General features: G+C 70.4%; 24 protein-coding genes and 1 pseudogene. 6 read left to right on the forward strand and 19 right to left on the reverse strand.

Going from position 1 to position 26021, the window contains the following annotated elements:
* From VFE82_RS12385 to VFE82_RS12405, 5 genes and pseudogenes are all read right to left on the reverse strand, one after another.
* A pseudogene (locus VFE82_RS12385) lies at positions 1 to 153 on the reverse strand (electron transfer flavoprotein subunit beta/FixA family protein); the annotation flags it as partial.
* Between the two features lie 109 nt (positions 154 to 262).
* The gene (locus VFE82_RS12390; RefSeq protein ID WP_325000627.1) at positions 263 to 1471 is read right to left on the reverse strand and encodes a CaiB/BaiF CoA-transferase family protein; all 1209 of its coding nucleotides are present in this window, start codon (positions 1469 to 1471) and stop codon (positions 263 to 265) included.
* A complete protein-coding gene (locus tag VFE82_RS12395; RefSeq protein ID WP_325000628.1) occupies positions 1468 to 2619 on the reverse strand; it encodes an acyl-CoA dehydrogenase in 1152 nt (383 codons plus the stop codon). Before VFE82_RS12395 ends, VFE82_RS12390 begins: the two co-directional genes overlap by 4 nt.
* A 16-nt stretch (positions 2620 to 2635) precedes the next feature.
* The gene (locus VFE82_RS12400) at positions 2636 to 3832 is read right to left on the reverse strand and encodes an acyl-CoA dehydrogenase family protein (protein WP_325000629.1); all 1197 of its coding nucleotides are present in this window, start codon (positions 3830 to 3832) and stop codon (positions 2636 to 2638) included.
* A 67-nt stretch (positions 3833 to 3899) separates the two neighbouring features.
* Positions 3900 to 6017: a 3-hydroxyacyl-CoA dehydrogenase NAD-binding domain-containing protein gene (locus VFE82_RS12405; RefSeq protein ID WP_325000630.1), complete on the reverse strand. Its 2118-nt coding sequence runs from the start codon at positions 6015 to 6017 to the stop codon at positions 3900 to 3902.
* A gap of 111 nt (positions 6018 to 6128) precedes the next feature.
* On the opposite strand from VFE82_RS12405, the gene VFE82_RS12410 reads away from it, so the two are divergent.
* Positions 6129 to 7019 (forward strand): LysR family transcriptional regulator, encoded by an 891-nt coding sequence (locus tag VFE82_RS12410; protein ID WP_325000631.1) that lies wholly within the window; start codon positions 6129 to 6131, stop codon positions 7017 to 7019.
* A 63-nt stretch (positions 7020 to 7082) separates the two neighbouring features.
* Here VFE82_RS12410 and VFE82_RS12415 read toward each other — a convergent pair whose 3' ends face one another.
* The 5 genes from VFE82_RS12415 to dusA form a co-directional block, all read right to left on the reverse strand.
* On the reverse strand, positions 7083 to 7484 hold the full coding sequence (locus VFE82_RS12415; RefSeq protein ID WP_325000632.1) for a RidA family protein: 402 nt from the start codon (positions 7482 to 7484) through the stop codon (positions 7083 to 7085).
* A 28-nt stretch (positions 7485 to 7512) separates the two neighbouring features.
* Complete coding sequence (locus VFE82_RS12420) at positions 7513 to 8691, reverse strand: acyl-CoA dehydrogenase family protein (RefSeq protein ID WP_325000633.1); 1179 nt, start codon at positions 8689 to 8691, stop codon at positions 7513 to 7515.
* Between the two features lie 64 nt (positions 8692 to 8755).
* Entirely contained in the window at positions 8756 to 9619 is an 864-nt protein-coding gene (locus VFE82_RS12425) for an enoyl-CoA hydratase family protein (RefSeq protein ID WP_325000634.1), read from the reverse strand.
* A gap of 21 nt (positions 9620 to 9640) precedes the next feature.
* On the reverse strand, positions 9641 to 11995 hold the full coding sequence (locus VFE82_RS12430) for a bifunctional salicylyl-CoA 5-hydroxylase/oxidoreductase (RefSeq protein ID WP_325000635.1): 2355 nt from the start codon (positions 11993 to 11995) through the stop codon (positions 9641 to 9643).
* A gap of 154 nt (positions 11996 to 12149) precedes the next feature.
* Positions 12150 to 13142: a tRNA dihydrouridine(20/20a) synthase DusA gene (dusA, locus tag VFE82_RS12435; protein WP_325000636.1), complete on the reverse strand. Its 993-nt coding sequence runs from the start codon at positions 13140 to 13142 to the stop codon at positions 12150 to 12152.
* 119 nt (positions 13143 to 13261) lie between these two features.
* On the opposite strand from dusA, the gene VFE82_RS12440 reads away from it, so the two are divergent.
* Positions 13262 to 13666: an RNA-binding protein gene (locus VFE82_RS12440; protein ID WP_325000637.1), complete on the forward strand. Its 405-nt coding sequence runs from the start codon at positions 13262 to 13264 to the stop codon at positions 13664 to 13666.
* On the opposite strand, the gene VFE82_RS12445 is transcribed toward VFE82_RS12440, so the two are convergent.
* The 5 genes from VFE82_RS12445 to VFE82_RS12465 form a co-directional block, all read right to left on the reverse strand.
* Positions 13663 to 14862: a cytochrome-c peroxidase gene (locus VFE82_RS12445; RefSeq protein WP_325000638.1), complete on the reverse strand. Its 1200-nt coding sequence runs from the start codon at positions 14860 to 14862 to the stop codon at positions 13663 to 13665. The two genes, VFE82_RS12440 and VFE82_RS12445, sit on opposite strands and share 4 nt — an antisense overlap.
* Positions 14863 to 14955: 93 nt before the next feature.
* Positions 14956 to 15657 (reverse strand): response regulator, encoded by a 702-nt coding sequence (locus VFE82_RS12450; RefSeq protein ID WP_325000639.1) that lies wholly within the window; start codon positions 15655 to 15657, stop codon positions 14956 to 14958.
* Positions 15658 to 15804: 147 nt separating this feature from the next.
* Complete coding sequence (gene phbB / locus VFE82_RS12455) at positions 15805 to 16542, reverse strand: acetoacetyl-CoA reductase (RefSeq protein WP_325000640.1); 738 nt, start codon at positions 16540 to 16542, stop codon at positions 15805 to 15807.
* Positions 16543 to 16619: 77 nt separating this feature from the next.
* Entirely contained in the window at positions 16620 to 17801 is a 1182-nt protein-coding gene (locus tag VFE82_RS12460) for an acetyl-CoA C-acetyltransferase (RefSeq protein WP_325000641.1), read from the reverse strand.
* A 79-nt stretch (positions 17802 to 17880) separates the two neighbouring features.
* Positions 17881 to 19578 (reverse strand): class I poly(R)-hydroxyalkanoic acid synthase, encoded by a 1698-nt coding sequence (locus VFE82_RS12465; protein WP_325000642.1) that lies wholly within the window; start codon positions 19576 to 19578, stop codon positions 17881 to 17883.
* A gap of 92 nt (positions 19579 to 19670) precedes the next feature.
* On the opposite strand from VFE82_RS12465, the gene VFE82_RS12470 reads away from it, so the two are divergent.
* On the forward strand, positions 19671 to 19958 hold the full coding sequence (locus tag VFE82_RS12470; protein WP_325000643.1) for a hypothetical protein: 288 nt from the start codon (positions 19671 to 19673) through the stop codon (positions 19956 to 19958).
* Here the strand turns inward: VFE82_RS12470 and pgeF are convergent.
* The gene (pgeF, locus tag VFE82_RS12475; protein ID WP_325000644.1) at positions 19890 to 20672 is read right to left on the reverse strand and encodes a peptidoglycan editing factor PgeF; all 783 of its coding nucleotides are present in this window, start codon (positions 20670 to 20672) and stop codon (positions 19890 to 19892) included. The two genes, VFE82_RS12470 and pgeF, sit on opposite strands and share 69 nt — an antisense overlap.
* Before the next feature lie 5 nt (positions 20673 to 20677).
* Positions 20678 to 21319 carry a maleylacetoacetate isomerase gene (gene maiA, locus VFE82_RS12480; RefSeq protein ID WP_325000645.1) on the reverse strand — a complete coding sequence of 214 codons (642 nt, stop codon included), beginning with the start codon at positions 21317 to 21319 and terminating at the stop codon, positions 20678 to 20680.
* A gap of 100 nt (positions 21320 to 21419) precedes the next feature.
* Here maiA and VFE82_RS12485 point away from each other — a divergent pair, with 100 nt between their 5' ends.
* Genes VFE82_RS12485 through VFE82_RS12495 form a run of 3 tightly spaced genes read left to right on the forward strand, consistent with a single transcriptional unit; the run spans position 21420 to position 24677 of the window.
* On the forward strand, positions 21420 to 22808 hold the full coding sequence (locus VFE82_RS12485; protein ID WP_325000646.1) for a Rieske 2Fe-2S domain-containing protein: 1389 nt from the start codon (positions 21420 to 21422) through the stop codon (positions 22806 to 22808).
* A gap of 58 nt (positions 22809 to 22866) precedes the next feature.
* Positions 22867 to 24345: a glutamine synthetase family protein gene (locus tag VFE82_RS12490; RefSeq protein WP_325000647.1), complete on the forward strand. Its 1479-nt coding sequence runs from the start codon at positions 22867 to 22869 to the stop codon at positions 24343 to 24345.
* Positions 24346 to 24350: 5 nt separating this feature from the next.
* Complete coding sequence (locus VFE82_RS12495; RefSeq protein ID WP_325000648.1) at positions 24351 to 24677, forward strand: 2Fe-2S iron-sulfur cluster-binding protein; 327 nt, start codon at positions 24351 to 24353, stop codon at positions 24675 to 24677.
* A gap of 2 nt (positions 24678 to 24679) precedes the next feature.
* Here the strand turns inward: VFE82_RS12495 and VFE82_RS12500 are convergent, their stop codons facing one another.
* Together VFE82_RS12500 and VFE82_RS12505 are read right to left on the reverse strand one after the other, a co-directional pair.
* Positions 24680 to 25384 (reverse strand): OmpA family protein, encoded by a 705-nt coding sequence (locus VFE82_RS12500; protein WP_325000649.1) that lies wholly within the window; start codon positions 25382 to 25384, stop codon positions 24680 to 24682.
* A 107-nt stretch (positions 25385 to 25491) separates the two neighbouring features.
* Positions 25492 to 25932 carry a MarR family winged helix-turn-helix transcriptional regulator gene (locus VFE82_RS12505; protein ID WP_325000650.1) on the reverse strand — a complete coding sequence of 147 codons (441 nt, stop codon included), beginning with the start codon at positions 25930 to 25932 and terminating at the stop codon, positions 25492 to 25494.
* Positions 25933 to 26021 lie beyond the last annotated feature (89 nt).

Genomic DNA, 26021 nt, shown 5'->3' on the forward strand with positions numbered 1-26021 from the left:
CTCCTTGAGCCGCACCGCCTCCTCCACCGCGATCTCGTCGAACGGGTTCATGCTCATCTTGACGTTGGCGATGTCGACCCCCGTGCCGTCCGACTTGACTCGGACCTTGACGTTGTAGTCGACCACCCGCTTGACCGGGACGAGGATCTTCATGGTTGTGCTCCTGGTTGCTTGTTCGCTCGGACTTGCCCCGTGTCGGCCGGAAGGCGGCGCGTCGGCCGCCCGGCCGCGCCGGGCTCGTGCATGTCTTGGTGGCGTCGCGTCAGATGACGCCTTGTTCCTTCAGGGCCGCCAGGCGGCCTTCGTCCAGGCCGAGCAGTTCGCCCAGCACGTCCCGGGTCGCCTCGCCCAGCACTGGCGGCGCGTGCCGCACCGGCAGCCGCTCGCCGTCCAGGCGGTACGGCGGGGCCATCACGTGCGTGTGGCCGGCCACCGGATGCGGCTGCTGGGTGACCACCCCGGCCGCGACGGCGCGCGGCGAGGTGAGCGCCTCGTGCAGCCCCAGCACCTCGCCGCACGGAATGCCGGCGGCACTCAGGCGCTCCAGCAGCAGGGCCCGCGGGCGCGCCCGCAGTTCCTTCAGGAGCTGCGGCACCAGGGTGTCGCGGTTCTGCCCGCGCACCAGGTTGGTCCTGTAGCGCTCGTCGGCGACGATGTCGGGCCGCTCGATGACCTCCGTGCAGAAGCGCTCGAACTGCGCGTTGTTGCCCACGGCGATGATCAGCGGACCATCCTGCGCGTCGAACACGCCGTAGGGCACGATGGACGGATGCGCGTTGCCGTAGCGCGGGGGGTCACGCTGCATCAGCAGCGCCTCCAGGCCGTAGTACGCGGTGATCATCACGCCGCAGTCGAACAGCGCCATCTCCACGTGGCGGCCGCGGCCGGTGCGCTGGCGCTCGAACAGGGCCGCCAGCACCGCCTGCGCCGCGTACATCCCGGTGAACATGTCCACGGCCGCCACGCCGAACTTGAGTGGCGGCTGGCTGGCCTCGCCGTTGATCGCCATCAGGCCGGCCTCGCCCTGGATGACCAGGTCGTATCCCGGGCGTGCCGCCTCGGGGCCATGGCGGTCGTAGCCCGACACCGAGCAGTAGACGATGTCGGGCTTGACCGCGCGGATCTGCTCGTAGCCCAGGCCCATCTTCTCGGCGCCGCCGAACTTGAAGTTCTGCAGCACCACGTCGCACTGCTTGGCCAGCTCGCGCACCAGTGCCTGGCCCTCGGGCGCCTGCAGGTCGACGGTGACCGAGCGCTTGTTGCGGTTCATGCTGTTGAAGTACGCGGTCTCGGTCTTGCCGACGCGCAGTCCCCAGTCCCGGGTGTCGTCGCCGCGCTTGGGATGCTCGACCTTGATCACCTCAGCGCCGAAGTCGCCCAGCACCTGGCCGCACAGCGGGCCGGCCAGCACGCGCGACAGGTCCAGCACGCGCACGCCGGCCAGCGGCAGCGCCATCGTCGCGCCCGTCATGCGGCCTCCTTGGCGGCCTGCGCGCCCAGAGCGATGAAGCGCGCCAGGTGGTGGTCCTCGTCGCCCAGCTGGTGGTCGATCATCACCAGCCGCTTGGCGTAGTGCGGCAGCGGCAGCTCCCAGGTCATCCCGATGCCGCCATGCAGCTGGATGCACTCCTCGGCCACCAGGGCACCGACCCGGCCGATGGTGTACTTGGCCGCCGACAGCGCGCGCTCGCGCGTGACGCGGTCGGCGTCGAGCGCGGCGGCGGCGTTGATCACCGCGGACCGTGCCTGCTCGATCTCCAGCAGCACGTCGGCCATCCGGTGCTGCAGGGCCTGGAAGCTGCCGATCGGCTTGCCGAACTGCCGGCGGGTCTGCAGGTACTCGATGGTCGCCTTCTTCGCCGCCTCCATCGCACCCAGGGCCTCGGCGCAGAGCGCGACGATGCCGCGGCCGGCCGCGTGCTCCAGGCTCGCCAGGCCCTGCCCTTCGGCGCCCAGCAGGGCGGTCGCCGGCAGGCGCACCTGGTCGAGCACGATTTCGGCGGCGCGGGTGCCGTCGATGTTGGGATAGGCCCGCACGTGCACGCCCGGCGTGCCCGCGGGCACCAGGAAGAGCGAGATGCCGGCCGGATCGGCGACCTCGCCCGACGTGCGGGCCGACACCACCAGCAGCTGCGCCTGCGCGCCGAAGCCGACCACGGCCTTGCGGCCGTCGAGCACGTAACCCTGGCTGTCGCGGCGCGCGAGCGTGGCGACGCGCTGCAGGTCGTAGCGCGATTCCGGCTCCTCGTGGGCCAGCGTCGCGATCCGGCTGCCGTCCGCCAGGGCGGCCAGCGTGTCCGCCTGCGGTCCTGCCGCCGCGTGGGCGATGGCGCTGCCGGCCAGCACGGCACTGGCCAGCAGCGGCTCGAGCACCAGGCCCGCGCCGAGCGCCTCGAACACCACCGCCAGGTCGAAGCCGGTGCCGCCGAAGCCGCCATGCTCCTCGCCGAACAGCGCGCCGATCACGCCCAGCTCGGCGAAGCGGCCCCACTGCTGCGGGCTGTAGCCCTGCGGGGAGGCAGCAATGGCATGCCGCGCCTCCATCGGGTACTGCTCGGCGACGTAGCGCGTGAGCAGGTCCGCCAGCATGCGGCGGTCTTCCGTGTGGTTGAAGTCCATGGTGTCTCGCTGGATCTCAGAGGCCCAGGATCATCTTGGAGATGATGTTCTTCTGGATCTCGTTGGAGCCGCCGAAGATCGACAGCTTGCGGTTGTTGAAGTACTGCACGGCCGCGAAGCTCGCCTCCGCCGGACCGACGGGCTCGCCGGCATGGCCATCCTCCAGCGCTTCCTCGATGAACGGCAGCGCGTACGGTCCCATGGCGCGGCGGATCAGCGAGTTCAGCTCCTGGCGGATCTCGGTGCCGCGGATCTTGAGCATCGAGCTTTCCGCCCCGGGCACGCCACCGCCGGCCACGGCCGCGATCACGCGCAGATTGGTGGTCTTCATGTTCTCGAGGTCGATCTCGACCTTGGCCATGCGGGCGGCGAACAGCGGATCCTCGGCCAGCGGGCGACCGTTCTTGCGCACCCGCGCGGCAATCAGCTTCAGCCGCTCCAAGGCCGCGACGGAGAAGCCGACCCCGGCGATGTTGGTGCGCTCGTAGGTCAGCAGGTACTTGGCGCAGGTCCAGCCCCTGTTCTCCTCGCCGACCAGGTTCTCCACCGGAACCTTCACGTCGGTGAAGAACACCTCGTTGACCTCGTGCTCGCCGTCCAGCGTGATGATCGGCCGCACCTCGACGCCGGGCGACTGCATGTCGACCAGCAGGAAGCTGATGCCCTCCTGTGGCTTGGCCTCCCGGTCGGTGCGCACCAGGCAGAAGATCATGTTCGCGTGGTGGCCCAGGGTGGTCCAGGTCTTCTGGCCGTTGACGACGTAGTGGTCGCCCTGGCGCACTGCGCTGGTCTTGACGGAGGCGAGGTCGGAGCCGGCACCCGGCTCCGAATAGCCCTGGCACCACCAGTCGGCGCCGCTCAGGATGCGCGGCAGCCAGTGGCGCTTCTGCGCCTCGTTGCCGTACTTGATCAGCACCGGGCCCAGCATGTTGACGCCGAACGGGATCGTCCGCGGCGCGTACGCCAGCGCGCACTCGTGCTCGAAGATGAACTTCTCGACCGCGTTCCAGCCCGGGCCGCCCCACTCCCGGGGCCAGTGGTTGGCCAGCCAGCCCCGGGCGTTGAGCAGCGCGTGCCACTCCTCCAGGTCGGCCTTGGTCAGGCGCTTGCCGCCGCGGACCTTGTCGGTCAGTCGCTGCGGCACCTCGTCGCGCAGGAAGCGTTGCACCTCGGTGCGGAACGCCTGCTCCTCGGGAGTGAAGTTCAGGTCCATCGGATGGGATCGGTTGGGAAGAGGAGTGTCCCGGCGCCCGGCGCCGGGACGGCGCGCGGGAGCCGTGTCAGAGGCGGTTCAGGCTGTCGAAGTTCCGGCCCTGGCCGACCAGCTCGACCAGCAGCGGCGACGGCTGCCAGAAGAGCGGGTCGTCCTGCGCGAATTCGCAGATGTCTGCCAGCACGCGGTCCAGGCCGACCGTGTCGGCGTACTTCATCGGGCCGCCGCGAAAGCGCGGGAAGCCATAGCCGTGCAGGAACGTCACATCGATGTCGAGCGGCCGCAGTGCGATGCCTTCCCGCAGCACGTTCGCGCCTTCGTTGACCATCGCCGCCAGGTAGCGGCGCTGGATCTCCTCGGGCGTGAAGCGGCGCGGGCGGATGCCGGCGCGCTGCCGCTCGGCGTCGATGATGGCGAGCACCTCGGGGTCCGGCACGCCGGTGCGCGAGCCCTGCGGGTACAGGTAGTAGCCGCGCCCGGTCTTCTGGCCGAACCAGCCGCGCTCGCACAGCCGGTCGGGGATCTGCACGTAGCGGGCGCGCGGATCGCGGGTCGGTGCGCGGCGCTTGCGCGTGGCCCAGCCGATGTCGCCGCCGGCCAGGTCGGACACCTGGTACGGCCCCATCGGATAGCCGAACGCACGCACGGCCTCGTCGATCTCGTAGGGGCTGGCGCCATCCTCCATCAGGAAGTCCGCCGCCTGGCGGTACCGGGCCAGGATGCGGTTGCCGATGAAGCCGTCGCAGACGCCGGCGCGCACCGGCACCTTGCCCAGTGTTCTGGCCAGGTCGAAGGCGGTGGCGACGACTTCGGGCGACACCCGCGCCGGCACCACGATCTCCAGCAGCTTCATGATGTTGGCCGGCGAGAAGAAGTGCAGGCCGATCACGTCCTGCGGCCGCGACACGCCGGCGGCGATGGCGTCGATGTCGAGGTAGGAGGTGTTGGTGGCGAGCACGGCGCCGGGCTTGCACACCCGGTCGAGTTCGGCGAACACGGCGTGCTTGACCGCGATGTCCTCGAACACCGCCTCGATCACGAGGTCGGCGCCGGCGAGGTCGGCATAGGCGGTGCTGCCCTGGAAGCGCGCCAGCACGGCGGCCCTGGCCTGCGCGCTCAGGCGGCCCTTGGCCACCAGCGCGTCGTAGACCTTCTCGACGTTGGCGCGGCCACGCGCCAGCGCCTGCGCATCGCGCTCGACCATGGTGACCGGCAGGCCGGCGTCGAGCACGGCCACCGCGATGCCGGCGCCCATGGTGCCGCCGCCGACCACCCCGACCGAGGCGATCGGCCGCGGCGCGTGGTCGCGCGTCTCGGGCGCCTTCACCACCTCGCGTTCCGCGAAGAACGCGTGGATCAGCCCGGCGCGCTGCGGGCTGTCGATGCACTGCAGGAACAGCTGGCGTTCGTGGCGCAGGGCGTCCTCGAACGGCAGGTCCAGCCCGGCTTCCACGGCCTCCACGATCTTCAGCGGCGAGAACAGGCCGCGGGTCTTCGTCGCGGTCTCGGCCCGGATCTGCTGGAGCGTCGCGCGGGCGGCCTCCACGTCGTCGGCCAGGCTGCCGTCGCAGGTGCGACGCACCACGGCGCGGGCCGCCAGCAACTGGTGCGCGTAGGCCAGCCCCGCCGCGGCCGCGTCGCCGCCCTCCCCGAGCCGGTCCACCAGGCCCGTCTCCAGCGCCTGCGCGGCACCGAGGTGGCGCCCGCTCAGCATCAGCTCGACCGCCGGCTTCAGGCCCATCAGCCGAGGTGCGCGCTGCGTGCCGCCGGCGCCCGGGATCAGCCCCAGCTGCACTTCGGGCAAACCCAGCCTGGCATCGGCCATCGCCAGCCGGTAGTGCGCAGCCATGGCCACTTCGAGCCCCCCGCCCAGCGCCGCGCCGTGGATGGCTGCGATCACCGGCTTGCTGCAGGCCTCGATCCGGTTGCACACGTCCGGCAGGCTGGGCGGCTGCGGCGGCTTGCCGAACTCGCGGATGTCGGCGCCGGCGATGAATCCGCGGCCGGCGCCCACCAGCAGCAGTGCGCGCACCTCGGGGTCGGCCTCGGCCTGCTCGACCGCCTGCAGCAGGCCGCGCCGGACCTCGACGCTCAGCGCGTTCACGGGCGGGTTGTGGAGGGTGGCCACGAGAACGGCGCCGTGGCGCGCGGTCTGGACCGCGGGGGCCGCGGCGGGAGAACTCATGTCGGTCGAGGCCTTGGGGGTGGAGGGGGCGCCCCGGATTCTGGGTGGATCAATCTTCCTTGACAATCCAGCGCCTGATTGACAGACCGTCAAAGGAATTTTGACAGCGACATGGATCCTTCGTCCCTCACCCTCCTCGTCGAGATCATCGACGCGGGCAACCTGAGCCTGGCCGCGCGCAAGCTGCGGATGACCCGCGCGAACGTCAGCTACCACCTGAGCCAGCTGGAAAAGGACGCCGGCGTCCAGCTCGTGCGGCGCACCACCCGGCGGGTCGAGCCGACCGAGGTCGGGCGCCGCCTCTACGAGCACGGGCGGCGGCTGCGCAACGAGATGCAGGCGGCGCGCGAGACCATCTCGACCTTCGGCCAGGGCCTGCAGGGCCGGGTGGGCCTGAGCGTGCCCAGCGGGTTCGGTGAGCTGGTGATGTCGGACTGGCTGATCGAGTTCAAGCGCCAGTTCCCCGGCATCGTGCTGGACGTGCTGTTCGAGAACCGGGCCGACGTGCTGCGCGACGAGGTCGACGTCGCGGTGCGGGTGATGGCCGAGCCGCCGCCCTCGCTGGTGGCCCGTGACCTGGGCAACGTGCGCTGGCTGGCCTGCGCCTCGCGCGAGTACGCGCAGGCGCACGGCCTGCCGACGCAGCTGGCCGGGCTGGCCACGGCGCCGGTCATCACCTCCGGGGTGATCGGGCGCCAGCTGCGGCTGCGCGCCTACCAGGGCGGCGAGCGGGAAGACGTGATCCTCGAGCCGACACTGATCTCGGAACACTTTCCCTTCCTGCGCAAGGGCATCCTCGCCGGCCTGGGCATCGGCCTGGTGCCGGACTACGTGATCCAGGATGCGGTGGCGACCGGCGAGGTGGTGACCACGCTCGATGCCTACCGGCTCAGCATCTTCGGCACCAGCATGTACCTGCTGTACATGCCCGACCGGCACCAGATCCGCGCGGTGCGCACCTGCATCGACTTCCTGCTGGCCAAGGCACGGTCGATGGCGTGAGGCGCGGTGGCGGCGACGGTTCGGCCGCGCGCGCCCGGAGAGGGGCCGGGTGGCCCGCCGGCGTCAGTCCGGCAACACCGCCGTGACCTCGATCTCGACCTTGGCCCGGTCCTCGATCAGGGCTTTCACCTCGACCGCGGTCATCGCGACGTCGTAGTGGCCGATGAGTTCGCGGAAGGCCTGGCCGACCCGCTGCCCGGCGGCCAGGTACTCCCGCTTGTCGGTGACGTACCAGGTCATCCGGACGATGTGCTCGGGCTTGCCGCCGGCCGCCGCGAGCACGTCGGCCACGTTGCGCAGCGCCTGCCAGGCCTGGGCGGCGAAGTCGTCGCTGTGGAACTGTCCCTGGGCGTCCCAGCCGATCATTCCGGCGATCGACAGCAGCCGGCCGCGCGCGATCACGGCATTGGCATAGCCGCGCGGACGCGGCCAGCCCTCGGGCAACACCACCTGGTGCTGGGTCATGGGGTCATCTCCTGATGGTTGGAACGCGTCACCGGCCCGCCTCGTCGGCACTGCGGACGTCCTTGAGCAGCTCGCGCGCGATGATGAGCTGCTGCACCTCGCTCGCGCCTTCGTAGATGCGCAGTGCGCGGATGTCGCGGTACAGCATCTCCACCGGCTGGCCGCTCACCACACCGAGGCCGCCGAACAGCTGCACGGCCGCGTCGATCACCTGCTGCGCGCCCTCCGTGGCGGTGAGCTTGGCCATCGCCGCCTCGCGCGTGACGCCGCGTCCCTGGTCGCGCTGCCACGCGGCCCGGTACACGAGCAGGGCCGCGCTGTCGATGGTGGTGGCCATCTGCGCGAGCTTGGCCTGGGTGAGCTGGAAGTCGGCCAGCACCTGGTTGAACATCCGGCGCGTGGTGGCGCGGTGCAGCGCCTCGTCGAGCGCGCGCCGCGCGAACCCCAGCGCCGCGGCCGCCACCGAGGTGCGGAACACGTCGAGCGTCCGCATCGCGACCTTGAAGCCCTCGCCGGGCCCGCCGATGCGCTGCGACAGCGGCACGCGGCAGTCGGTGAACCGGAGCCGCGCGAGCGGATGCGGGGCGATCACCTCGATGCGTTCGGCGATCTCGAAGCCCGGCGTGCCCGCGTCGACGATGAAGGCCGAGATGCCGCGTGCACCGGGCGCCTCGCCGGTGCGGGCGAACACGACGTAGAAATCGGCGATGCCGCCATTGGAGATCCAAGTCTTCTCGCCGTTGAGAACCGCCACGTCGCCTTCCAGGTGGGCCGCGCACTGCATGGCGGCGACATCGGAGCCGGCCTCGGGCTCGGACAGGGCGAACGCGGCAACCGCTTCGCCGGCGGCCACGGGGGCGAGATAGCGTTCCTTCTGCTGCGGTGTTCCCTGCAGGCTGATGGCGCCCGATCCCAGGCCCTGCATCGCGAAGGCGAAATCCGCCAGCCCGCTGTGCCTGGCCAGCGTTTCGCGGATCAGGCAGATGGCCCGCGTGTCGATCACGCCGGTGGCCCCGTGGTCACCGCCGACCGCGTGCCGCAACCAGCCGCCGGCGCCCAGCGCCCGCACCAGCGCCCGGCATTCGGCGTCGACGTCGTCGCCATGCGCATGCGGCACGTGCGCGCCGGCCCAGGCGTCCAGCGAGCGGGCCAGGTCCCGGTGGCGGTCGTCCAGGAACGGCCAGTCCAGGTAGTTCCAGTCACTCATGGCGCGCTCCTTCGGCAGCGGATCGGGGCGCGGCGCCTGGCCGCCCGGTTGCAGGTGATGGCCATCAGTTGCCCTCGAACACCGGCCGGCGCTTCCCGACGAACGCCTCGTACGCCCGCCGGAAGTCGCCGGTCAGCATGCAGATCGCCTGGGCCTGGGCCTCGGCCTCGATCGCCTGCTCCAGCGTCATGGCCCATTCCTGGTGCAGCATGGTCTTGGTGATGCCGTTGGCGAAGGTCGGTCCGGCCGCCAGTTCGGCGGCCAGCTGCTGGGCCTGCTGCAGCACGGCCTCAGGCTCGCACAGCCGGTTGAAGAAGCCCCAGCGCTCGCCCTCCTCGCCGCCGAGGGACCGCCCCGTGTAGAGCAGCTCGCTGGCCCGGCCCTGGCCGATGATGCGCGGCAGGATGGCGCAGGCACCCATGTCGCAGCCGGCCAGGCCGACGCGGTTGAACAGGAAGGCGGTCTTGCTGCGGGCCGTTCCCAGGCGCAGGTCGGAGGCCATCGCCACGATCGCGCCGGCGCCGGCACACACGCCATCGACGGCAGCGACGATCGGCTGCGGACAGGCGCGCATTGCCTTGACCAGATCGCCGGTCATGCGCGTGAACAGCAGCAGCTCGGGCGCCGCCAGCCGCACCAGCGGCCCGATGATCTCGTGCACGTCGCCGCCCGAGCAGAAATTGCCGCCCTCGCCCGTCACCACGACGGCATGCACGTCGGTGGCGTACCGCAGTCGACCGAACAGATCGCGCAGTTCGGCGTACGAGTCGAAGGTGAGCGGATTCTTCCGTTCGGGCCGGTTCAGCGTGACGGTGGCCACGCTTGCCTGCACCGACCAGCCGAAATGCCGGGCCACGTACCCGGCGAGCTGCTGGCGGTTGCCGGCGGCGAGCGCCGGGTCCAGCCCGGCTGCACTCTCTTGGTTCATCGAGGTCTCCTCGTTGGTGGTTCAGACGCCCTGCGCCTGGTTGGCCTGCTCCAGCGGCGACAGCCCGGCAGCCTGCACGGCCGCGGACTTCTCGCGTTCCAGGCTGCGTTCCAGCTGCGACTTGCCCGACAGGTACTGGCGCGGCCAGGCGACGTCACGGTAGCCGAGCTTGGCCGCTTCGGTCAGCGTCCAGGCCGGGTTGGCCAGATGCGGGCGCGCGATCGCGCACAGGTCGGCGCGGCCGGCGGCAATGATGCTGTTGACCTGGTCGGCGTCCGTGATCGCCCCCACCGCCATGGTCGCGATGCCGACCTCGTTGCGGATGCGGTCGGCGAACGGCGTCTGGTACATCCGGCCGTACACGGGGCGCTGACGCTTGCTCACCTGCCCCGACGAGCAATCGATCAGGTCGCAGCCGGCGGCCTGGAAGGCCCGCGCGATCTGCACGGCATCGTCCGGCGTGATGCCGCCTTCGACCCAGTCGTGGGCCGAGATCCGCACCGACATCGGCAGGTGCGCCGGCCAAGCCGCCCGCATGGCGCGGAACACCTCCAGCGGGAAGCGCAGCCGGTTCTCCAGCGATCCGCCCCATTCGTCGGTGCGCTGGTTGGTCAGCGGCGAGATGAAGCTCGAGAGCAGGTAGCCGTGGGCGCAATGCAGCTCCAGCCAGTCGAACCCGGCCCGCGCCGCATGGCAGGTGCTGCGCACGAAGTCGTCCCGGACCCGCTCCATCTCGGCCCGCGACATGGCGCGCGACCAGTCGCTCACGCCATCGACGTACTGCTGGGGGGACGCCGACAGCAGGGGCCAGTTGCCCGTCGGCAGCGGCAGGTCTTCGCCTTCCCACGGCACGCGGGTCGATCCCTTGGGGCCGGCGTGGCCCAGCTGCAGCGCGATCCGGGCGCCCGAGCGGGCATGCACGAAGTCGACGATGCGCTTCCAGCCGGCCAGCTGCTCCTCGTTCCACAGCCCCGGGCAGCCCGGGGTGATGCGGGCGTCGGCGGAGGGACAGGTCATCTCGGCGAACACCAGGCCGGCGCCGCCCAGCGCGCGCGCGCCCAGGTGCACCAGGTGGTAGTCGGCCGGCACGCCCTCGACGCACGAGTACTGCGCCATCGGGGACACCACCACGCGGTTGGGCAGCGTGAGCCCGCGCAGCCGGAACGGCGTGAACATGGGCGGGACCGGCAGGCCTTCCCGCGGCTGGATCCCGCAGGCGCGGGCGATCCAGTCCTCGTACTGCGCGACGTACGCGGGATCGCGCAGCCGCAGGTTCTCGTGGCTGATGCGCTGGCTGCGGGTGAGCAGCGAATACGCGAACTGCGGCGCCGGCAGGTTGACGTACCGCGCCACGTTCTCGAACCACTCGGTGGAATTGCGGGCCGCGTTCTGGATCTTCAGCACCTCGACGCTGCGCACGGCCTGGTAGTCGGCGAGCGCACGGGTCAGGTCGCCGGCCGAACGCCCGATGCAGCGCGCCAGCTCGATCGCGTCCTCCAGCGCCAGCTTGGTGCCCGAGCCGATCGAGAAATGCGCGGTGTGCGCGGCATCCCCCATCAGGACCACCGGCGCGCGGCCGTTGTGGTGCACCCAGGTGCGGCAGACGACGCGCGGGAACCGGATCCACTGGGCCGAGCCGCGCAGGTGCGCGGCGTTGGACATGAGACGGTGCCCGTCGAGCGTGCCGGCGAAGAGCCGCTCGCAGAACGCGATCGCCTCGTCCTTGTCCATGGTGTCCAGGCCCGCCTTGCGCCACACGTCCTCGGGCGCCTCGACGATGAAGGTGGAGGTGTCGCCATCGAACTGGTAGGCATGCGCCTGGAACCAGCCGTGCTCGGTTTCCTCGAAAGCGAAGGTGAAGGCGTCGAAGCGCTTGTGCGTGCCCAGCCAGACGAAGCGGCAGTGGCGCAGGTCGATGTCGGGCTGGAAGGTGCTCGCGTAGCGACTGCGGATGCGGCTGTTCAGGCCGTCGCTGGCGATGATGAGATCGGCATCGGGAAACTGCTCGTCACCCTGCGCTTCGGTCTCGAACACGAGCCGCACGCCCAGCTCTTCGCAACGCCGCTGCAGGATGTTCAGCAGCCGCTTGCGCCCGATGCCGCAGAAGCCGTGCCCGCCCGAGCGGATGCGCTCGCCACGGATGTTGACCTCGATGTCGTCCCAATGGTTGAACGCGCCCAGGATCTCGCCGGCCGTCTGGGGGTCGGCTGCCTGCAGGTGGCCCAGCGTCTGGTCGGAGAACACCACGCCCCAGCCGAAGGTGTCGTAGGGTTTGTTGCGCTCGACCACCGTGATCTCGTGGCGCGGGTCCTGCCGCTTCATCAGGAGCGCGAAGTACAGGCCGGCCGGGCCGCCGCCGATGCAGACGATCTTCATCGAATTCTCCAAGCCTGGATAGTTGAAGTTTAAAGTATTTGAGTGCGCTTCCGGCAAGTGGTTGCACCATGCGGTGCGTCGGGAGCGGGACGGCTGCCGCACGTCCGGCGTGCCGCCTGCATGGCCGATGAGGCGCCGGACGTGCGGCGGTTGCTCAGGCGGCGCGGGCGAGCGGCTGGTGCGCCAGCGCCATCACGTCGCGCGGATCGTGCCCCTTCAGGCGGTGGTCGCTCCAGACCTGTCGCCAGCGACGCGCGCCCGGCAGGCCGTTGTACAGGCCCAGCATGTGGCGGGCGACGGACGACCACGGGGTGCCGGCGCGGGCGCCCTGCTCCACCATGTAATCGACCATGCGGGTCTCGACCTCCTCACGCGTCCCGAGCGGCGGTTCGGCGCCGAAGAAGGCGCGGTCCCAGGACGCGAGCCACCAGGGGTTGTGGTACGCCTCGCGCCCCACCATCACGCCGTCGACCTCCTGCAGTTCACCTTCCACCTGTCCCGTGGTGGTGATGCCGCCGTTGACCGCGAACAGGAACTGCGGGAAATCGCGCTTGAGCCGATGGACGGTGTCGTACCGCAGCGGCGGCACTTCGCGGTTCTCCTTCGGCGACAGGCCCTTGAGCCAGGCGTTGCGTGCATGGACGATGAACACGCGGCAGCCGGCCTCGCCGACGGTGCCGACGAAATCCCGGACGAAGGCATAGCTCTCGTCCCGGTCGATCCCGATGCGGTGCTTCACCGTCACCGGGACGTCGACCACGTCGACCATCGCCCGGACGCAATCGGCCACCAGGGCCGGCTCGGCCATGAGGCAGGCGCCGAACGCGCCACGCTGCACGCGTTCGCTGGGGCAGCCGCAGTTCAGGTTGATCTCGTCGTAGCCCCAGCGCTGGCCGAGCCGTGCGCAGTGCGCCAGGTCGGCCGGCTCGCTGCCGCCCAGCTGCAGCGCCACGGGATGTTCGTCCGCGCCGAAGTCCAGGTGGCGGGCCACGTCGCCGTGGATCAGGGCGCCGGTGGTCACCATCTCCGTGTACAGCAGCGCATGCCGGCTCAGCAGGCGGTGGAAATGGCGGCAGTGGCGGTCGGTCCAGTCCATCATGGGCGCCACCGAAAGGCGCCAGCGGCTGGCAGCGGGAAAGTCGGTCACGGGCGTGATCGTAAGCGCAGGCACCGAGGACCCTTCCTACAGGGGCAAACCTCGACGACCGACAGCCACGGCGGCACGGCCCGGTTCGAATGGCGCATCGGCATCCACGGGACATCCACATGAAGACTTTCCAGCTCAGCCAAGACATGCTGAACCTGCGCGGGCAGTTCTACCCCACGGGGCACATCGTCGCGATGTTCCCCAGCGCCGATACCGCCCAGGCAGCGGCCCGGGCCCTGTCCGACGCCGGGCTGGCCGACGACGACGTGGCTCTCATCACGCCCGAGGTCATGATGCGGGACATCGCCCGCACGGTCGGCACCTCGGACATCCCGCTGCCTTCGCCGGGCACGGAAGCGGACACCGTCCGCCGCTACGCCGACTTCGCCAGCAAGGGCCACTACGCCCTGATGGTGCGGGCACCGGACAACGACGACAGCGAACGCGTGATGCAGGCGATCCAGGGCCACGAGGTGTCGCACGCGCAGAAGTACCGCATGCTGGTCATCGAGGATCTCGCCTAGCGCGCAGCGACCGACGGCACCGCATCGGCCCGGAACGGGCTGGCGAAGCGCGGATCGGCCGCGAGGACGGGGTCGCTCAGCGTGCGCAGGAAGGCGACCAGGGCCGCCTTGTCCTGGGGGCTGAACGACGGCCGCAGCGGCTGCCCGTCGGCGCCCTTGAGCCGGCCGTCCAGCCCCGGACCGTCCTGCACCCCGGTGCTGTAGTGCTCGACGACGTCCTCCAAGGTGGAGAAACGCCCGTCGTGCATGAAGGCCGACGAGCGCGCGACGTTCTTCAGCGACGCCGACTTGAAACGACGGGCCTCGCCGGCGTCCAGGCCGTTGCTGCCCGAGTTGCCGAGCGCGAAGCTGGGTGGCTGGTGGCAGGCGGCGCAGGCCTGGCCACCCTCGGCGCGGCTGGCCATGAACAACGCCCGGCCCCGGTTCTCTTCCTCGGTGAAGCCCGGCAGCGGCTTGTTCACGCCCTTGTCGGGCAGCGTGGGATCGAACACCTGGGCGAACGCGTCGTCCCACCGGCTGTTGGTCGAGACCATCGCGCGCATGAATTGGGAGAGCGCCTGCTGCATGCGCTCCTCGGTCACCGCCGGGTCGCCGAACGCGCCGGTGAAGAGGTCCGCGTAGTACGGGACCGCCTGAAGCTTCTGCACCAGGGCCGGCATGCCGCCATGGGCGGCATCGAAGCCCATCTCCACCGGGTGCTGGATCGGCAGCGACGCCTGCGCCTCCAGCGACGGCGCGCGCTTGTCCCAGAACATCGTCCCCGGCTGGAAGAAGCGGATGTTCGCCAGGCGCATGGCGTGGGCGGTGGTCAAGCCGCCATCGAAGCCGGTCGAGAAGCGCCGGCCATCGCCGAAGTCTTCCGTCTGCTTGTGGCAGGAGGCGCACGACACCGCGCCGTTGACGCTCAGCTGGCGGTCGTGGAACAGCACCCGCCCGAGCGCCGCGACCACCGGGCTGCCCACCGCGCCGGGGGGCGTGTTCTCGGCGGCCCCGGCATAGTGCGGCGGCAGTTGCGGGGTGTAGTCCGGCAGGTTGGCGGCGTCCAGCGCGAGCAGCGACTGCGATTGCGGCGACAGCACCAGCGTGCCGGGCGCGTTGCCCGGCGCCGCCGCGCCGCCGCCGCCTCCGCAGCCGGCCAGCACGGCGGCAGCGGCGAGGGCCGCGGGAACATGTTGCAATTGCTTCCGGAACTTCATGCACTTCCTTGATGACGGGAAGCGCATTCTTGGAACCGACTGTGGAGGAATCGAGGAGGAAGGCCGCAGCGCGGCCTCACCCTGCAGCCGAGCTCAGGCCGCCAGTTCGCACTCGGGATCGAAGCGGTAGCCGGCGCCGTACACCGCGACGATGCCGCAGCCGACCGCGCGCACGGCCGAGATCTTGCGCCGCAGGTTCTTCACGTGACTGTCGACCGCTCGCTCGCTGCCGCCCCGGCCCGCCTCGTCGCTGGCGTCCATCAGCTCCTCGCGCGTGAAGACATGCCCCGGCCGCGACAGCAGCTTGCGCAGCAGCCGGTACTCCTGCGGCGTGAGCGGCAGCCACGCGTCCTCCCAGGCGATCCGGCGGCTGCTCTCGTCGATCCGGAAGCCATGCTGCGTGGCCGCCGACCCGACCCTGCCCTCGGCGCGACGCAGCTGCGCCTTGATCCGGGCCACGATCTCGCGCGGGCTGAACGGCTTGCAGACGTAATCGTCGGCCCCGACCTCCAGCCCCAGCGTGCGGTCGATCTCGTCGACGCGCCCGCTCAGCATGATGATCGGCACCGTGCTGAAGCGGCGCAGCTGGTGGCAGACCTCCAGGCCGTCCAGGCCCGGCAGCGTCACGTCCAGCAGCACCACTGCGGGGTCGACGCGGCGGACTTCGGGCTCGACGTGCAGCCCGTTGGTCACCACGGAGGGCGCGTAGCCCTGCCCCTGCAGGTAATCGGAGAGCAGCGCGGCAGCGCGCGCGTCGTCGTCGACGATGAGGATTCTTCGGGTGGTGTCGTTCACGGTTCGGAGTCGTCGAGCGCTCGGCGGGCGCCCTTCGCGGCTTCGTTGCAGAAGCCCCGGACGATGCGGCAAGGCGGCGCTGGGCGCGCCTCGGCCGTGTGACAACTGTGACGGCGTGCAGCGCGGCAGGGCCGCGCGCCGGGAACGTCAGCCCATGTGCAGGCCGCCGTTCACGGAGAAATCGGCGCCGGTCGAATAGCCGCTCTCGTCCGAGGCCAGCCACGCGATGATGGAGGCGATCTCGCCGGGCTCGCCCAGGCGCTTGACCGGGATCGTGGCGACGATCTTGTCCAGCACGTCCTGGCGGATCGCGCGGACCATGTCGGTGCCGATGTAGCCCGGGCTGACGGTGTTGACCGTGACGCCCTTGTTGGCCAGTTCCTGCGCCAGCGCCATCGTGAAGCCGTGCATGCCGGCCTTGGCGGCCGAGTAGTTGGTCTGGCCGGCCTGGCCCTTCTCGCCGTTGACAGACGAGATGTTGATGATGCGGCCCCAGCCCCGCTCGACCATGTCGCCCACGACCTGCTTGGTCACGTTGAACATCGAGTTCAGGTTGGTCTCGATGACCGCGTCCCAGTCCTCGCGGGTCATCTTCAGGAACATGCGGTCGCGCGTGATGCCTGCGTTGTTGACGAGCACGTCGATCGGTCCATGCTCGGCCTTGGCGCGGCTGAACGCCTCCACGGTGGAGTTCCAGTCCCCCACGTTGCCGACCGAGGCATGGAAGGTGAACCCCTTGGCCTTCTGCTCGTCCAGCCATTTGGTGTAGTCGCGCGTCGGGCCGCAGCCGGCGATGACCGTGAAGCCTTCCTTGTGCAGCCGCTGGCAGATCGCCGTGCCGATGCCGCCCATGCCGCCGGTGACGTATGCAACCTTCTGAGCCATCGATGTTCTCCTTGCAATTAGCGACAAATCCGTCCGCTCCGGGCCGGCAGCGGGGACGTTCGATCCACTCTAGTCACTCAGGCCCGTTCGACCGCGAGGGAAACCCCCATGCCGCCGCCGATGCACAGGGCCGCGAGCCCCTTGCGCGCCTCGCGGCGCTGCATCTCGTGCAGCAGGGTCACCAGGATGCGGCAACCCGACGCACCGATCGGGTGCCCGATGGCGATCGCGCCACCATTGACGTTGACCCGTGCAGGATCGATGTCCAGCTCCTTGTTCACCGCGCAGGCCTGGGCGGCGAAGGCTTCGTTCAGCTCGAACAGCTGCACGTCCTGGATGCTCCAGCCCGCCCGCTGGAGCGCCTTGCGCGAGGCGGGCACCGGGCCCATGCCCATGGTGGCCGGATCGAGGCCCGAGGTGCCGAAGGCGGCGATGCGTGCCAGTGGCTGGAGCCCGAGCGATGCGGCCTTCTTCGCGCTCATGACCACCACCGCCGCGGCGCCGTCGTTGATGCCCGAGGCGTTGCCCGCGGTCACGGTGCCGGCCTTGTCGAAGGCCGGGCGCAGGCCGCCCAGGGCTTCCGCGCTGGTCTTCTTGTTGATGAACTCGTCCTCCGCGAACACCAGCGGGTCGCCCTTCTTCTGCGAGATGGTCACCGGCACGATCTCGTCCTTGAACCTGCCGGCCTGCTGCGCCGCCGCGGCTTTCTGCTGGCTGGCCAGGGCCAGGGCATCCTGCGCGCCGCGGTCGATGCCGTACTGCTTGGCGACGTTCTCGGCCGTGATGCCCATGTGGTACTGGTTGTAGACGTCCCACAGACCGTCGACGATCATCGAATCGATCATCTTCCAGTCGCCCATGCGCTGCCCGTCGCGCGAGTTCAGGAGCACGTGCGGCGCCGCGCTCATGTTCTCCTGCCCGCCCGCCACCACGATCTCGGCGTCACCCCACGCGATGGCCTGGGCCGCGAGCATGACGGCCTTCAGGCCCGAACCGCACACCGCGTTGATGGTCAGGCCCGGCACTTCCTTGGGCAGGCCCGCCTTCAGCAGGGCCTGGCGGGCCGGGTTCTGCCCGGACCCGGCAGCAAGCACCTGCCCCATGATCACCTCGCCCACCTGCGCCGGGTCGACCTTCGCGCGTGCGAGCGCCTCGCGGACGGCGATGGCGCCGAGCTCCGGGGCAGCGATCTTGGCGAGGCTGCCGCCGAACTTGCCGACGGCGGTGCGCACGGCGGAAACGATGACGATGTCTTCCATGGAGGACTCCTTGGGATGGGGAAAAAAACGCTTGGAGCGCGCCGGCGCTGCCGGCGCGACGGGATTCAGGTGCGGCGCATCAGGCCCGCGCCTTGACGTAGCTGCCGGGGGCCGGCTCGATCGGCTGGTAGGCCGTGCCCTTGCCGTAGCGGCGCGGTGCCGCCACCTGCTTGCCGCCGTGCGGCTTGAGCCAGGCGGCCCAGTCGGTCCACCAGCTGCCTGGATGCTCGGTGGCGCCCTGCAGCCACTCGGCGTGCGTGCGCGGCAGCTTGTCGCCGGTCCAGTACGAACGCTTGTTCTTGGCCGGGGGATTGATGACGCCGGCGATGTGGCCGGAGGCACCCATCACGAAGCGCTTCCTGCCGGGCAGGTGGTTCACGCTTGCATAGGCGCCGCCGATGGGCACGATGTGGTCCTCGCGCGATCCATACACGTACACGGGAACGTCGACCTTGCGCAGGTCGACCTTCTCGCCGCAGACGGTGCACTTGCCGGGCTTGACGAGGTTGTTCTCGAAATAGGTGTTGCGCAGGTACCAGGCGTACATCGGCCCGGGCAGGTTGGTCGAGTCGCTGTTCCAGTACAGCAGGTCGAACGGCGGCGGCGTCTCGCCCTTGAGGTAGTTGCCGACCACGTAGTTCCAGACCAGGTCGTTCGGCCGCAGGAAGCTGAAGGTGGAGGCGAGCTCCTGCCCCTTGAGCAGCCCGCCCTTGCCCATCTGCATCTCGCGGAACTTGACGAAGTTCTCGTCGATGAACAGGTCCAGCACGCCGGTTTCGGCGAAGTCCAGCAGCGAGGTGAGGAAGGTGGCCGACGCGACCGGCTTCTCGCCGCGCGCGGCCAGGACCGCCATCGTGGTGCCCAGCAGCGTGCCGCCAACGCAGAAGCCGAGCGCGTTGATGGTGGGAGCCCCGGTGATCTCCTGCACCACGCGGATCGCCTCGATCGGACCGTGCCCGACGTAGTCGTCCCAGGTGCTCTCGCCCAGGGCGTCGTCGGGATTGCGCCAGCTGACCACGAAGGTGCGGTGGCCTTGGTCGACCAGGTATTTCACCAGCGAGTTCTCCGGCTGCAGGTCGAGAATGTAGAACTTGTTGATGCAGGGCGGCACCACCAGGAACGGCCGCTCGAACACCTTGGCCGTGGTCGGCTTGTATTCGATGAGCTGGATGAGCGCGTTCTGGAACACCACCGCGCCTTCGGTGGTCGCCACGTTGCGGCCGACCTCGAACTGGGTCTCGTCGGTCATCGACACGTGGCCCTGGCGCAGGTCGTGCAACAGGTTCTGGATGCCCTTGGCGATGCTCTCGCCGCGCGTCTCGATGGCCTTCTTCTGCGCCTCGGCGTTCAGCGCCATGAAGTTGCTGGGCGCGGTGGCCGCCATCCACTGTTCCACCGCGAAACGCAGCCGTTTCTTGGTCTTGGCATCGGCTTCCGCCGCCTCGACCAGGCCCAGCATCGTGCGGCCGTTGAGCAGGTAGGTGGCGGCGGAGAAGGCGGCGACCGGATTGGTGCCCCACGCCTCCGAGGCGAAACGCTTGTCGCCGGCCGCCACGCCCGACAGGCCGTGGTTCCACAGCTCGGCCGCTTCCTGCAGGTAGGCCTTCTGGAGCGCGGCGAGCTTCTCGGGCGAGAACGTCAGCGCCGGTCCGAAGGGGTTGGCCGGCTGGGCCGAGGCGCCCAGGCCGGAGAAGGACTTCATCGCCTGCGTCCAGCCTTCGCCGAGCTGCTGCTGGAACTGTCGGGCCGCGGCCGGCCAGTCTGCTTCAGAATGCATCGTTGTCTCCTGGTGTTCTGCTTCGTGCCGGTGCACCTCGGAGTGTTCCAGCTTTGATGTTGCGTTGCAACATCGTCTCCCGGACTTCTCGGATGTACCTCATCGCGATCGGTTGGATGTACGTGGTGGTGATGATGGCCGTGGCCGAGGCCACGAGTCGCAACGGCACCGTCCTGGGCGCCATCTTCACCTTCCTGTTGTACGGCGTCGTGCCGCTCGCCCTGCTGATGTACATCATGGGCACCCCCGCGCGCAAGAAGGCGATCCGCGCGCGCGAGATGGCTGAGCAGCGGGAGCGCGAAACAGCCGCGTCAGGCGAGCCAGATCGCGGCGGCGAACCGGCCGCTGACCCGGTCGCGCCGATGCGAAAAGAACCTTGAGGGATTGCCCACGGTGCACCACGCGGCGCTGCCGTCGTTGCCCCACGCGTGCACGAGGCCGAGGGCCTGCAGCCGGTCGCGCGCCAGACCGGGCAGGTCGGCCAGCCACTTGCCCCCGGCGGACTGCTCGAACCGCCGCGCCGCGTCAGGCTGCGCCGCTTCGAAGGCCGCCTTCACGTCGGCCCCGACCTCGAAGGCGGCCGGGCCGATGCAGGGGCCCAGCCAGACCAGCATGTCGCGGGCGGCTGCGCCCTCGGACGAGGCGACACGAGGCCACAGCGACGACCACAGCGTCTCCAGCGCGCCGGTGCCATCCACCCCCGCCAGGCCGCGCCAGCCGCAGTGCGCGGCACCGACCACCCGGCCCTGGCGATCGGTCATCAGCACCGGCAGGCAGTCGGCGACCATGATCGTGCAGGCGATCCCTTCCTCGCCGGTCCAGCAGGCGTCGGCTGCGGCGCCGTCGCGGCTGCCACGGTCCAGCCGGACCACGCCGGTGCCGTGCACCTGCTGCAGGAAGACCGGCCGGGCCCCGAGCGCCGCGGCGAAGCGGCGCCGGTTCTCGGCCACGGCCGCGGGCTCGTCGGCCACGTGGTCGCCGAGATTGAAGCTGGCGTAGGACCCTGCCGAAACGCCGCCCGACCGGGTGGAGCAGGCCGCGCGCACGCGGGTGGGCGCGGGCCAGTCCGGCACCAGCCAGTGATCGGGTTCCATCGACCTCAGGCCTCGTGGTCGGGGCAGCTGGCGGGCTGCGCCTTCTGGAACGCGGGGTGGCGCATGCATGCCTCGAAGGCCGCCATGGTCCTGTCCAGCCCCGAGAAGTCGACGTTGAACCGCTGGCCATTGAAGATCTGCGGCACCAGGCAGCAGTCGACCAGTGTCGGCGCGTCGCCGTAGCAGTACGTGCCGCGGGGCAGCCGCGCCAGTTCGCGTTCCAGGGCGAGCAGCCCCTCGCGCACCCAGTGGCGGTACCACGTGTTCTTCGCCTCCTCGTCGACCTTGAGATCGCGCACCAGGTACCGCAGCACCCGCAGGTTGTTCAGCGGGTGGATCTCGCACGCGATCAGTTGTGCCAGTGCCCGGACGTGCGCGCGCCCCAGCGGGTCGGCTGGCAGCAGCGGCGGCTGGGGATGGGTCTCGTCCAGGTATTCGATGATCGCCATCGACTGCCCGATCGCCTGGCCGTCGTCGGTTTCCAGCGTGGGCACCAGCATCGAGGGCGACACGGCGGCATAGGCGGGCTGCTTGTGTTCGCCCTTGACCAGGTGCACCGGCAGGTACTCGTAGGACAGGCCCTTGAGCTCCAGGGCGATGCGCACGCGGAACGACGCGGAGGAGCGGAAGTAGTTGTGCAGCTTCATGGCACGCAAGGATAAACCCGGGGTGGCGCCTGCCTCGCGGCGCCCTCGCCCACCGCTACACTGGACCGTGCGTCCGGGCAGCGATCCCGAAGGAGCGACGATGAAAGCCGAGCAGAACGAACTGGTCACGCGCATCGGGCCCGGCACCCCGTGCGGCGCCGTGATGCGCCAGTACTGGCAGCCCGTGGCGCTCGTGGACGAGTTCGATCCCCGCCTGGATCCGCGCATGGCGTCGCGGCCGGTGAAGGCGGTGCGCGTCCTCGGCCAGGACCTGGTCCTCTTTCGCGATGGCGCCGGCCGCTGGGGTCTGCTCGACCGCGACTGCCCGCACCGCAACGCCGACCTGGCGTTCGGTCGGCACGAAGGCGACGGCCTGCGCTGCCCCTTCCACGGCTGGAAGTTCGATGCGACCGGCGCCTGCCTCGAGACGCCCGCCGAGCCGGCCGGCAGCCGCCTGTGCGAGCGCGTGCGGCAACGCAGCTACCCGGTGGTCGAACGCAGCGGCGTCCTGTTCGGCTGGTTCGGCGAGGCCGGCAGCGAGCCGCCGCCCTTCCCGGCCTTCGACTGCTTCGCAGCGCCGTCCACCCACACCTTCGCCTTCAAGGGCCTGTGGCACTGCAACTGGCTGCAGGCGTTCGAGGTCGGGATCGATCCGGCGCATCCGTCCTTCCTGCACCGCTTCCTGGGCGACGCGCCGCTCGAGTCCGTGGGCGACAACGCCGCCGGGCGGCAGTTCCGCAGCGCCAGCGCGGGTGAAGCGGCCGGCGGCGAGCGCTGGCCCATGACGCGCATCATGCGGGAGTTCCACCAGCCCGAGATCAGCTTCGAGCCCACGCCCTGGGGCCTGCAGCTCACCGCGTTGCGGCCGATGACGCCGGACCTCACGCACGTGCGGATCACCAACGCCATCTTCCCGCACACCTTCGTGATCCCGCTGTCGGAAACGCTCACGATCACGCAGATGCATCTCCCCGTGGACGACACGCACACCTACTGGTTTTCCATCTTCACCAGCTTCGCGCAGCCGGTCGACCAGGATGCGATGCGGCGGCAGCGGCTGCAGTTCATCTCGCTGCCCGACTACGTGCCCAAGGCCGGCCGCCACAACCAGTGGGGCTTCGACCCCGAGGAGCAGCGCTCCCAGACCTACCTCGGCATGGGCGAGGAGGACATCAACGTGCACGACCAGTGGGCGGTGGAGAGCATGGGCCCGATCCAGGACCGCACGCGCGAGCACCTGGGCACCAGCGACAAGGTCATCATGGCCAACCGCCGCATGCTGCTCAAGGCGATCGACACCGTCCAGGCCGGCGGCCGCGCACCCGGCGTGGCAGACCCGGCGCTGGCCCCGCAGATGCAGGGGCCCGACACGGTGGACGGCATCGCGCCGGCCGGCGAGTGGCCGACTTGGTGGAAAGCCCGCGTGCAGGCCAAGCGGGACGGCGCGCCCTGGATCGCGAAGGCCGCCGCCGCCGCGGTCACCGCATGAGGCGGATCGCCCGCCCGGGCGCAGCGCGCCTTGCGCAGCGGCGCGCGGGGACCGGCCGGTGAGCACCTTCGCCCAGCGCTGCGGCGTGCACGACGCCGCACGTGAAGAGGCCGCGCAGCAGGCGCTTGACCTGATCGAGGGGACCGGCGTGGAACTGGTGCGGATCGCCTGGTGCGACCTGCACGGCGTGACCCGGGCCAAGACCCTGGCGGCAGGCGCCGTCCGCCGGGCGATCGACGAAGGCCTGGGCATGGTCAGCACGCTGATGCTCAAGGACACCTCGGACCGCACCGCGTTCAAGGTCTTCGAGCCCGGCGGCACTGCCGGCCTGGCGGGCTTCGGCTTCGCCAACAACCTGGTGCTGCTGCCCGAGCCGGAGAGCTACCGGCAACTGCCGTGGGCGGCGGGCACCGGCTGGATGCGCGCGCAGCCCTGGTTCCAGGAGGGCCGCCCGGTGCTGCTGGACACACGCCGCATCCTGCAGCAGGCGCTCGCCCGTCTGGCCTCGGCCGGCTGGCAGCTGCGCTGCGGCCTGGAGGTCGAGTTCCACGTGTACCGGATCACCGGCGAGAGCGCCTGCCTCGATCCGGAGCGTGCCGGCTGGCCCGGCCTGCCACCGGCGGTGGAACTGGTGCACCCGGGCTACAACCTGCTCGCCGAGCATTGGGCCGACCAGGCCGAAGCGCCGCTGCGCGTCGTGCAGCACACCGCGCAGGCGCTCGGGCTGCCGCTGCTGTCGCTGGAGGTCGAGCTCGGTCCCAGCCAGATCGAGGCGGTGTTCGACGTCACGGATGCCCTAACGGCGGCCGACAACATGGTGCTGTTCCGCAACGGCGTGCGCCAGGCGCTGCGGCGGGCCGGCTACCACGCCACGTTCATGTGCCGCCCGCCCTTCCCCGAGATCATGTCGAGCGGCTGGCACCTGCACCAGTCGCTGGTCGAAGTCGCCGGCGGACGCAACGTCTTCGTGCGAGATGCACCGGCGCAGGGCAGCACGCCCGCGGATGCGAGCCACACGCTGTCGGACACCGGCGAGCATTACCTGGCGGGCCTGCTGGAGCACGCGAGGGGGATGGCGGTGTTCTGCACGCCCACGGTCAACGGCTTCGGCCGCTTCCGGCCGAATGCGCTGGCGCCGCAGTCGGTGCTGTGGGGCCGCGACAACCGGGGTGCGATGCTGCGGGTGATCGGCCAGTGCGGCGACGGCGGCACCCGCATCGAGAACCGCATCGGCGAACCGGCCGCCAACCCCTACCTCTACATGGCTGCGCAGGTGCATGCGGGGCTCGACGGCATCGAGCGCGGCTTGCGCGCTCCCAGGGCCACGGAGGCACCGTACGGCGACGCCGCGCTGCGCCTGCCCACGGGCCTGGGGGAGGCGCTGGAGGCACTGCACGACGACGCCCTGCTGACCGAGCGGTTCGGCGCGGGCTTCTGCAACTACCTCACGACGGTCAAGCGGTCCGAGATGGCACGGTTCGAGCAAGCACCGGACAAGACCGACTTCCATCGCCGCGAGTACTTCTCGCGCATCTGAGACCGATGATCACGATCCACCTGGTGCCCCACGGCGCCGAGCAGCCGATGTCCCTCTCCTGCAAGCCGGGCCAGAGCCTGATGCAGGCGGCCGTGGCCGCCAACGTGCACGGCATCGAGGCCGAATGCGGCGGCCTGCTGACCTGCGCCACCTGCCACGTCTACGTGCGCGAGCCGTTCGCCTCGTCGCTGCCGCCGGCCGGCAGCGATGAACTCGGCATGCTCGAATTCACCGCGTCGCCCCGGCGGCCGAACAGCCGGCTGTCCTGCCAGATCGACCTCTCGGCGGCGGTCGACGGACTCACCGTCGACCTGCCGCCGACGCAGACCTGAGCTCAGCGCACCTGGGTGGCCGGAATGCCCTGGCCCTGGCCACCGCCCGCCACGTTGGAGCGCTCGCCCAGGAAGATCTCCACGCGCCGGTTCTGGGCCCGGCCCGCGTCGCTGTTGTTCTCGGCCACCGGTTCGTGCGAGCCGCGCCCGGCGGTGAGGATGCGCCGGGGGTCGACCCCGCGCGCCGCCAGGTAGTCCCGCGTGGCATCGGCCCGGCGCTGCGAGAGCGGGTCGTTGATGGCGTCGTTGCCCGTGCTGTCGGTGTGGCCGATGATGCGCACCTCCGTGTTGGGCTGGCTCGACAGGCCGGTGGCGAACTGGTCCAGGATCGGCCGCAGGTTGGGCTTGATGTCGGCCCGGCCGGTGTCGAACGAGATGTCGTTCGGGATGTTCAGCTTCAGCTGGTTGTCGGCCGTCTGGGTGACCGCGACGCCGGTGCCGACCGTGGCCCGCTGCATCGCCTGCTTCTTCTGCTCCATCTGCTGCGACCAGACATAGCCACCGAGCGCGCCCAGTCCGGCGCCGATCGCCGCGCCCTTGGCATCGCGTCCGATGGCCGCACCGGCGACCGTGCCGATGCCGGCGCCGATGGCGGCGTTGCGCGCCGTGGGGCTCACCTCCGGCATGTTCATGTTGGCGCAACCGCTCGCCAGGATGGCGGCGCCCAGCGCGATGAACGACAGCTTGTGTTGAATGCGTTGCAGCATGACAGTCCTCTTTTCAGTGCAAGGTTCCATTGAACGCCTGCCGTCGAGCGTCGGAAGACGTGGTCCGCCGAAGATCGTTGCAGGACGTTTCCCACGCCAAGGCCGGGTCAGGGTCCGGCGGCATGCCCGTCGACCAGCTTGCCGAGCAGCGCGACGAGCTGGTCCTGCTCGTGCGGCTCGAGCGGCCCGAGGATGCGCCTTTGCGCCCGGGCCACGGCGCGCCGCATGCCGGAAGCGGCCTGTTCACCCGCGGGCGTCACCCACAGCAGCTTGCGACGGCGGTCGTCCGGGTCCGGCTCGCGGCGCACCCAGCCCTTGGCTTCCAGCCGGCCGATGACCGAGCCGAAGGTGGCCGCATCGAAGGCCACCTTGCCCGCCAGCGTGACCTGGTCCTCGCCCGGATCGTCGATGAGCGCATGCAGGATCGCGAACTGCACCGGCGTGACGTCGTGCGCGCCGGTCTCCTCCATGAACACCGCCACGGCCACCTGGTGGGCGCGGCGGATCAGGTGGCCCGGCGCCTGCTGGAAGTCGAAGCTCTTGGGCATGGCGCGAGTGTAGCCACGGCTCCGGGGTCGGCCCCGTTGCGGCGGCACCCGATCATATGTATGCTTAGTTTTCCACTCGCACCGCCCGG

It is taken from the genome of Ramlibacter sp., assembly GCF_035655895.1.
Classification (GTDB): Bacteria; Pseudomonadota; Gammaproteobacteria; order Burkholderiales; family Burkholderiaceae_C; genus Ramlibacter.

Excerpts from the sequence above, each read along its gene's own strand:
- VFE82_RS12390 (WP_325000627.1), bottom strand. The coding sequence starts at position 1,471 with ATGACGGGCGCGACGATGGCGCTGCCGCTGGCCGGCGTGCGCGTGCTG.
- VFE82_RS12395 (WP_325000628.1), bottom strand. The coding sequence starts at position 2,619 with ATGGACTTCAACCACACGGAAGACCGCCGCATGCTGGCGGACCTGCTC.
- VFE82_RS12400 (WP_325000629.1), bottom strand. The coding sequence starts at position 3,832 with ATGGACCTGAACTTCACTCCCGAGGAGCAGGCGTTCCGCACCGAGGTG.
- VFE82_RS12405 (WP_325000630.1), bottom strand. The coding sequence starts at position 6,017 with ATGAGTTCTCCCGCCGCGGCCCCCGCGGTCCAGACCGCGCGCCACGGC.
- VFE82_RS12410 (WP_325000631.1), top strand. The coding sequence starts at position 6,129 with ATGGATCCTTCGTCCCTCACCCTCCTCGTCGAGATCATCGACGCGGGC.
- VFE82_RS12415 (WP_325000632.1), bottom strand. The coding sequence starts at position 7,484 with ATGACCCAGCACCAGGTGGTGTTGCCCGAGGGCTGGCCGCGTCCGCGC.
- VFE82_RS12420 (WP_325000633.1), bottom strand. The coding sequence starts at position 8,691 with ATGAGTGACTGGAACTACCTGGACTGGCCGTTCCTGGACGACCGCCAC.
- VFE82_RS12425 (WP_325000634.1), bottom strand. The coding sequence starts at position 9,619 with ATGAACCAAGAGAGTGCAGCCGGGCTGGACCCGGCGCTCGCCGCCGGC.
- VFE82_RS12430 (WP_325000635.1), bottom strand. The coding sequence starts at position 11,995 with ATGAAGATCGTCTGCATCGGCGGCGGCCCGGCCGGCCTGTACTTCGCG.
- VFE82_RS12440 (WP_325000637.1), top strand. The coding sequence starts at position 13,262 with ATGAAGACTTTCCAGCTCAGCCAAGACATGCTGAACCTGCGCGGGCAG.
- VFE82_RS12445 (WP_325000638.1), bottom strand. The coding sequence starts at position 14,862 with ATGAAGTTCCGGAAGCAATTGCAACATGTTCCCGCGGCCCTCGCCGCT.
- phbB (WP_325000640.1), bottom strand. The coding sequence starts at position 16,542 with ATGGCTCAGAAGGTTGCATACGTCACCGGCGGCATGGGCGGCATCGGC.
- VFE82_RS12460 (WP_325000641.1), bottom strand. The coding sequence starts at position 17,801 with ATGGAAGACATCGTCATCGTTTCCGCCGTGCGCACCGCCGTCGGCAAG.
- VFE82_RS12465 (WP_325000642.1), bottom strand. The coding sequence starts at position 19,578 with ATGCATTCTGAAGCAGACTGGCCGGCCGCGGCCCGACAGTTCCAGCAG.
- VFE82_RS12470 (WP_325000643.1), top strand. The coding sequence starts at position 19,671 with ATGTACCTCATCGCGATCGGTTGGATGTACGTGGTGGTGATGATGGCC.
- pgeF (WP_325000644.1), bottom strand. The coding sequence starts at position 20,672 with ATGGAACCCGATCACTGGCTGGTGCCGGACTGGCCCGCGCCCACCCGC.
- maiA (WP_325000645.1), bottom strand. The coding sequence starts at position 21,319 with ATGAAGCTGCACAACTACTTCCGCTCCTCCGCGTCGTTCCGCGTGCGC.
- VFE82_RS12485 (WP_325000646.1), top strand. The coding sequence starts at position 21,420 with ATGAAAGCCGAGCAGAACGAACTGGTCACGCGCATCGGGCCCGGCACC.
- VFE82_RS12495 (WP_325000648.1), top strand. The coding sequence starts at position 24,351 with ATGATCACGATCCACCTGGTGCCCCACGGCGCCGAGCAGCCGATGTCC.
- VFE82_RS12500 (WP_325000649.1), bottom strand. The coding sequence starts at position 25,384 with ATGCTGCAACGCATTCAACACAAGCTGTCGTTCATCGCGCTGGGCGCC.
- VFE82_RS12505 (WP_325000650.1), bottom strand. The coding sequence starts at position 25,932 with ATGCCCAAGAGCTTCGACTTCCAGCAGGCGCCGGGCCACCTGATCCGC.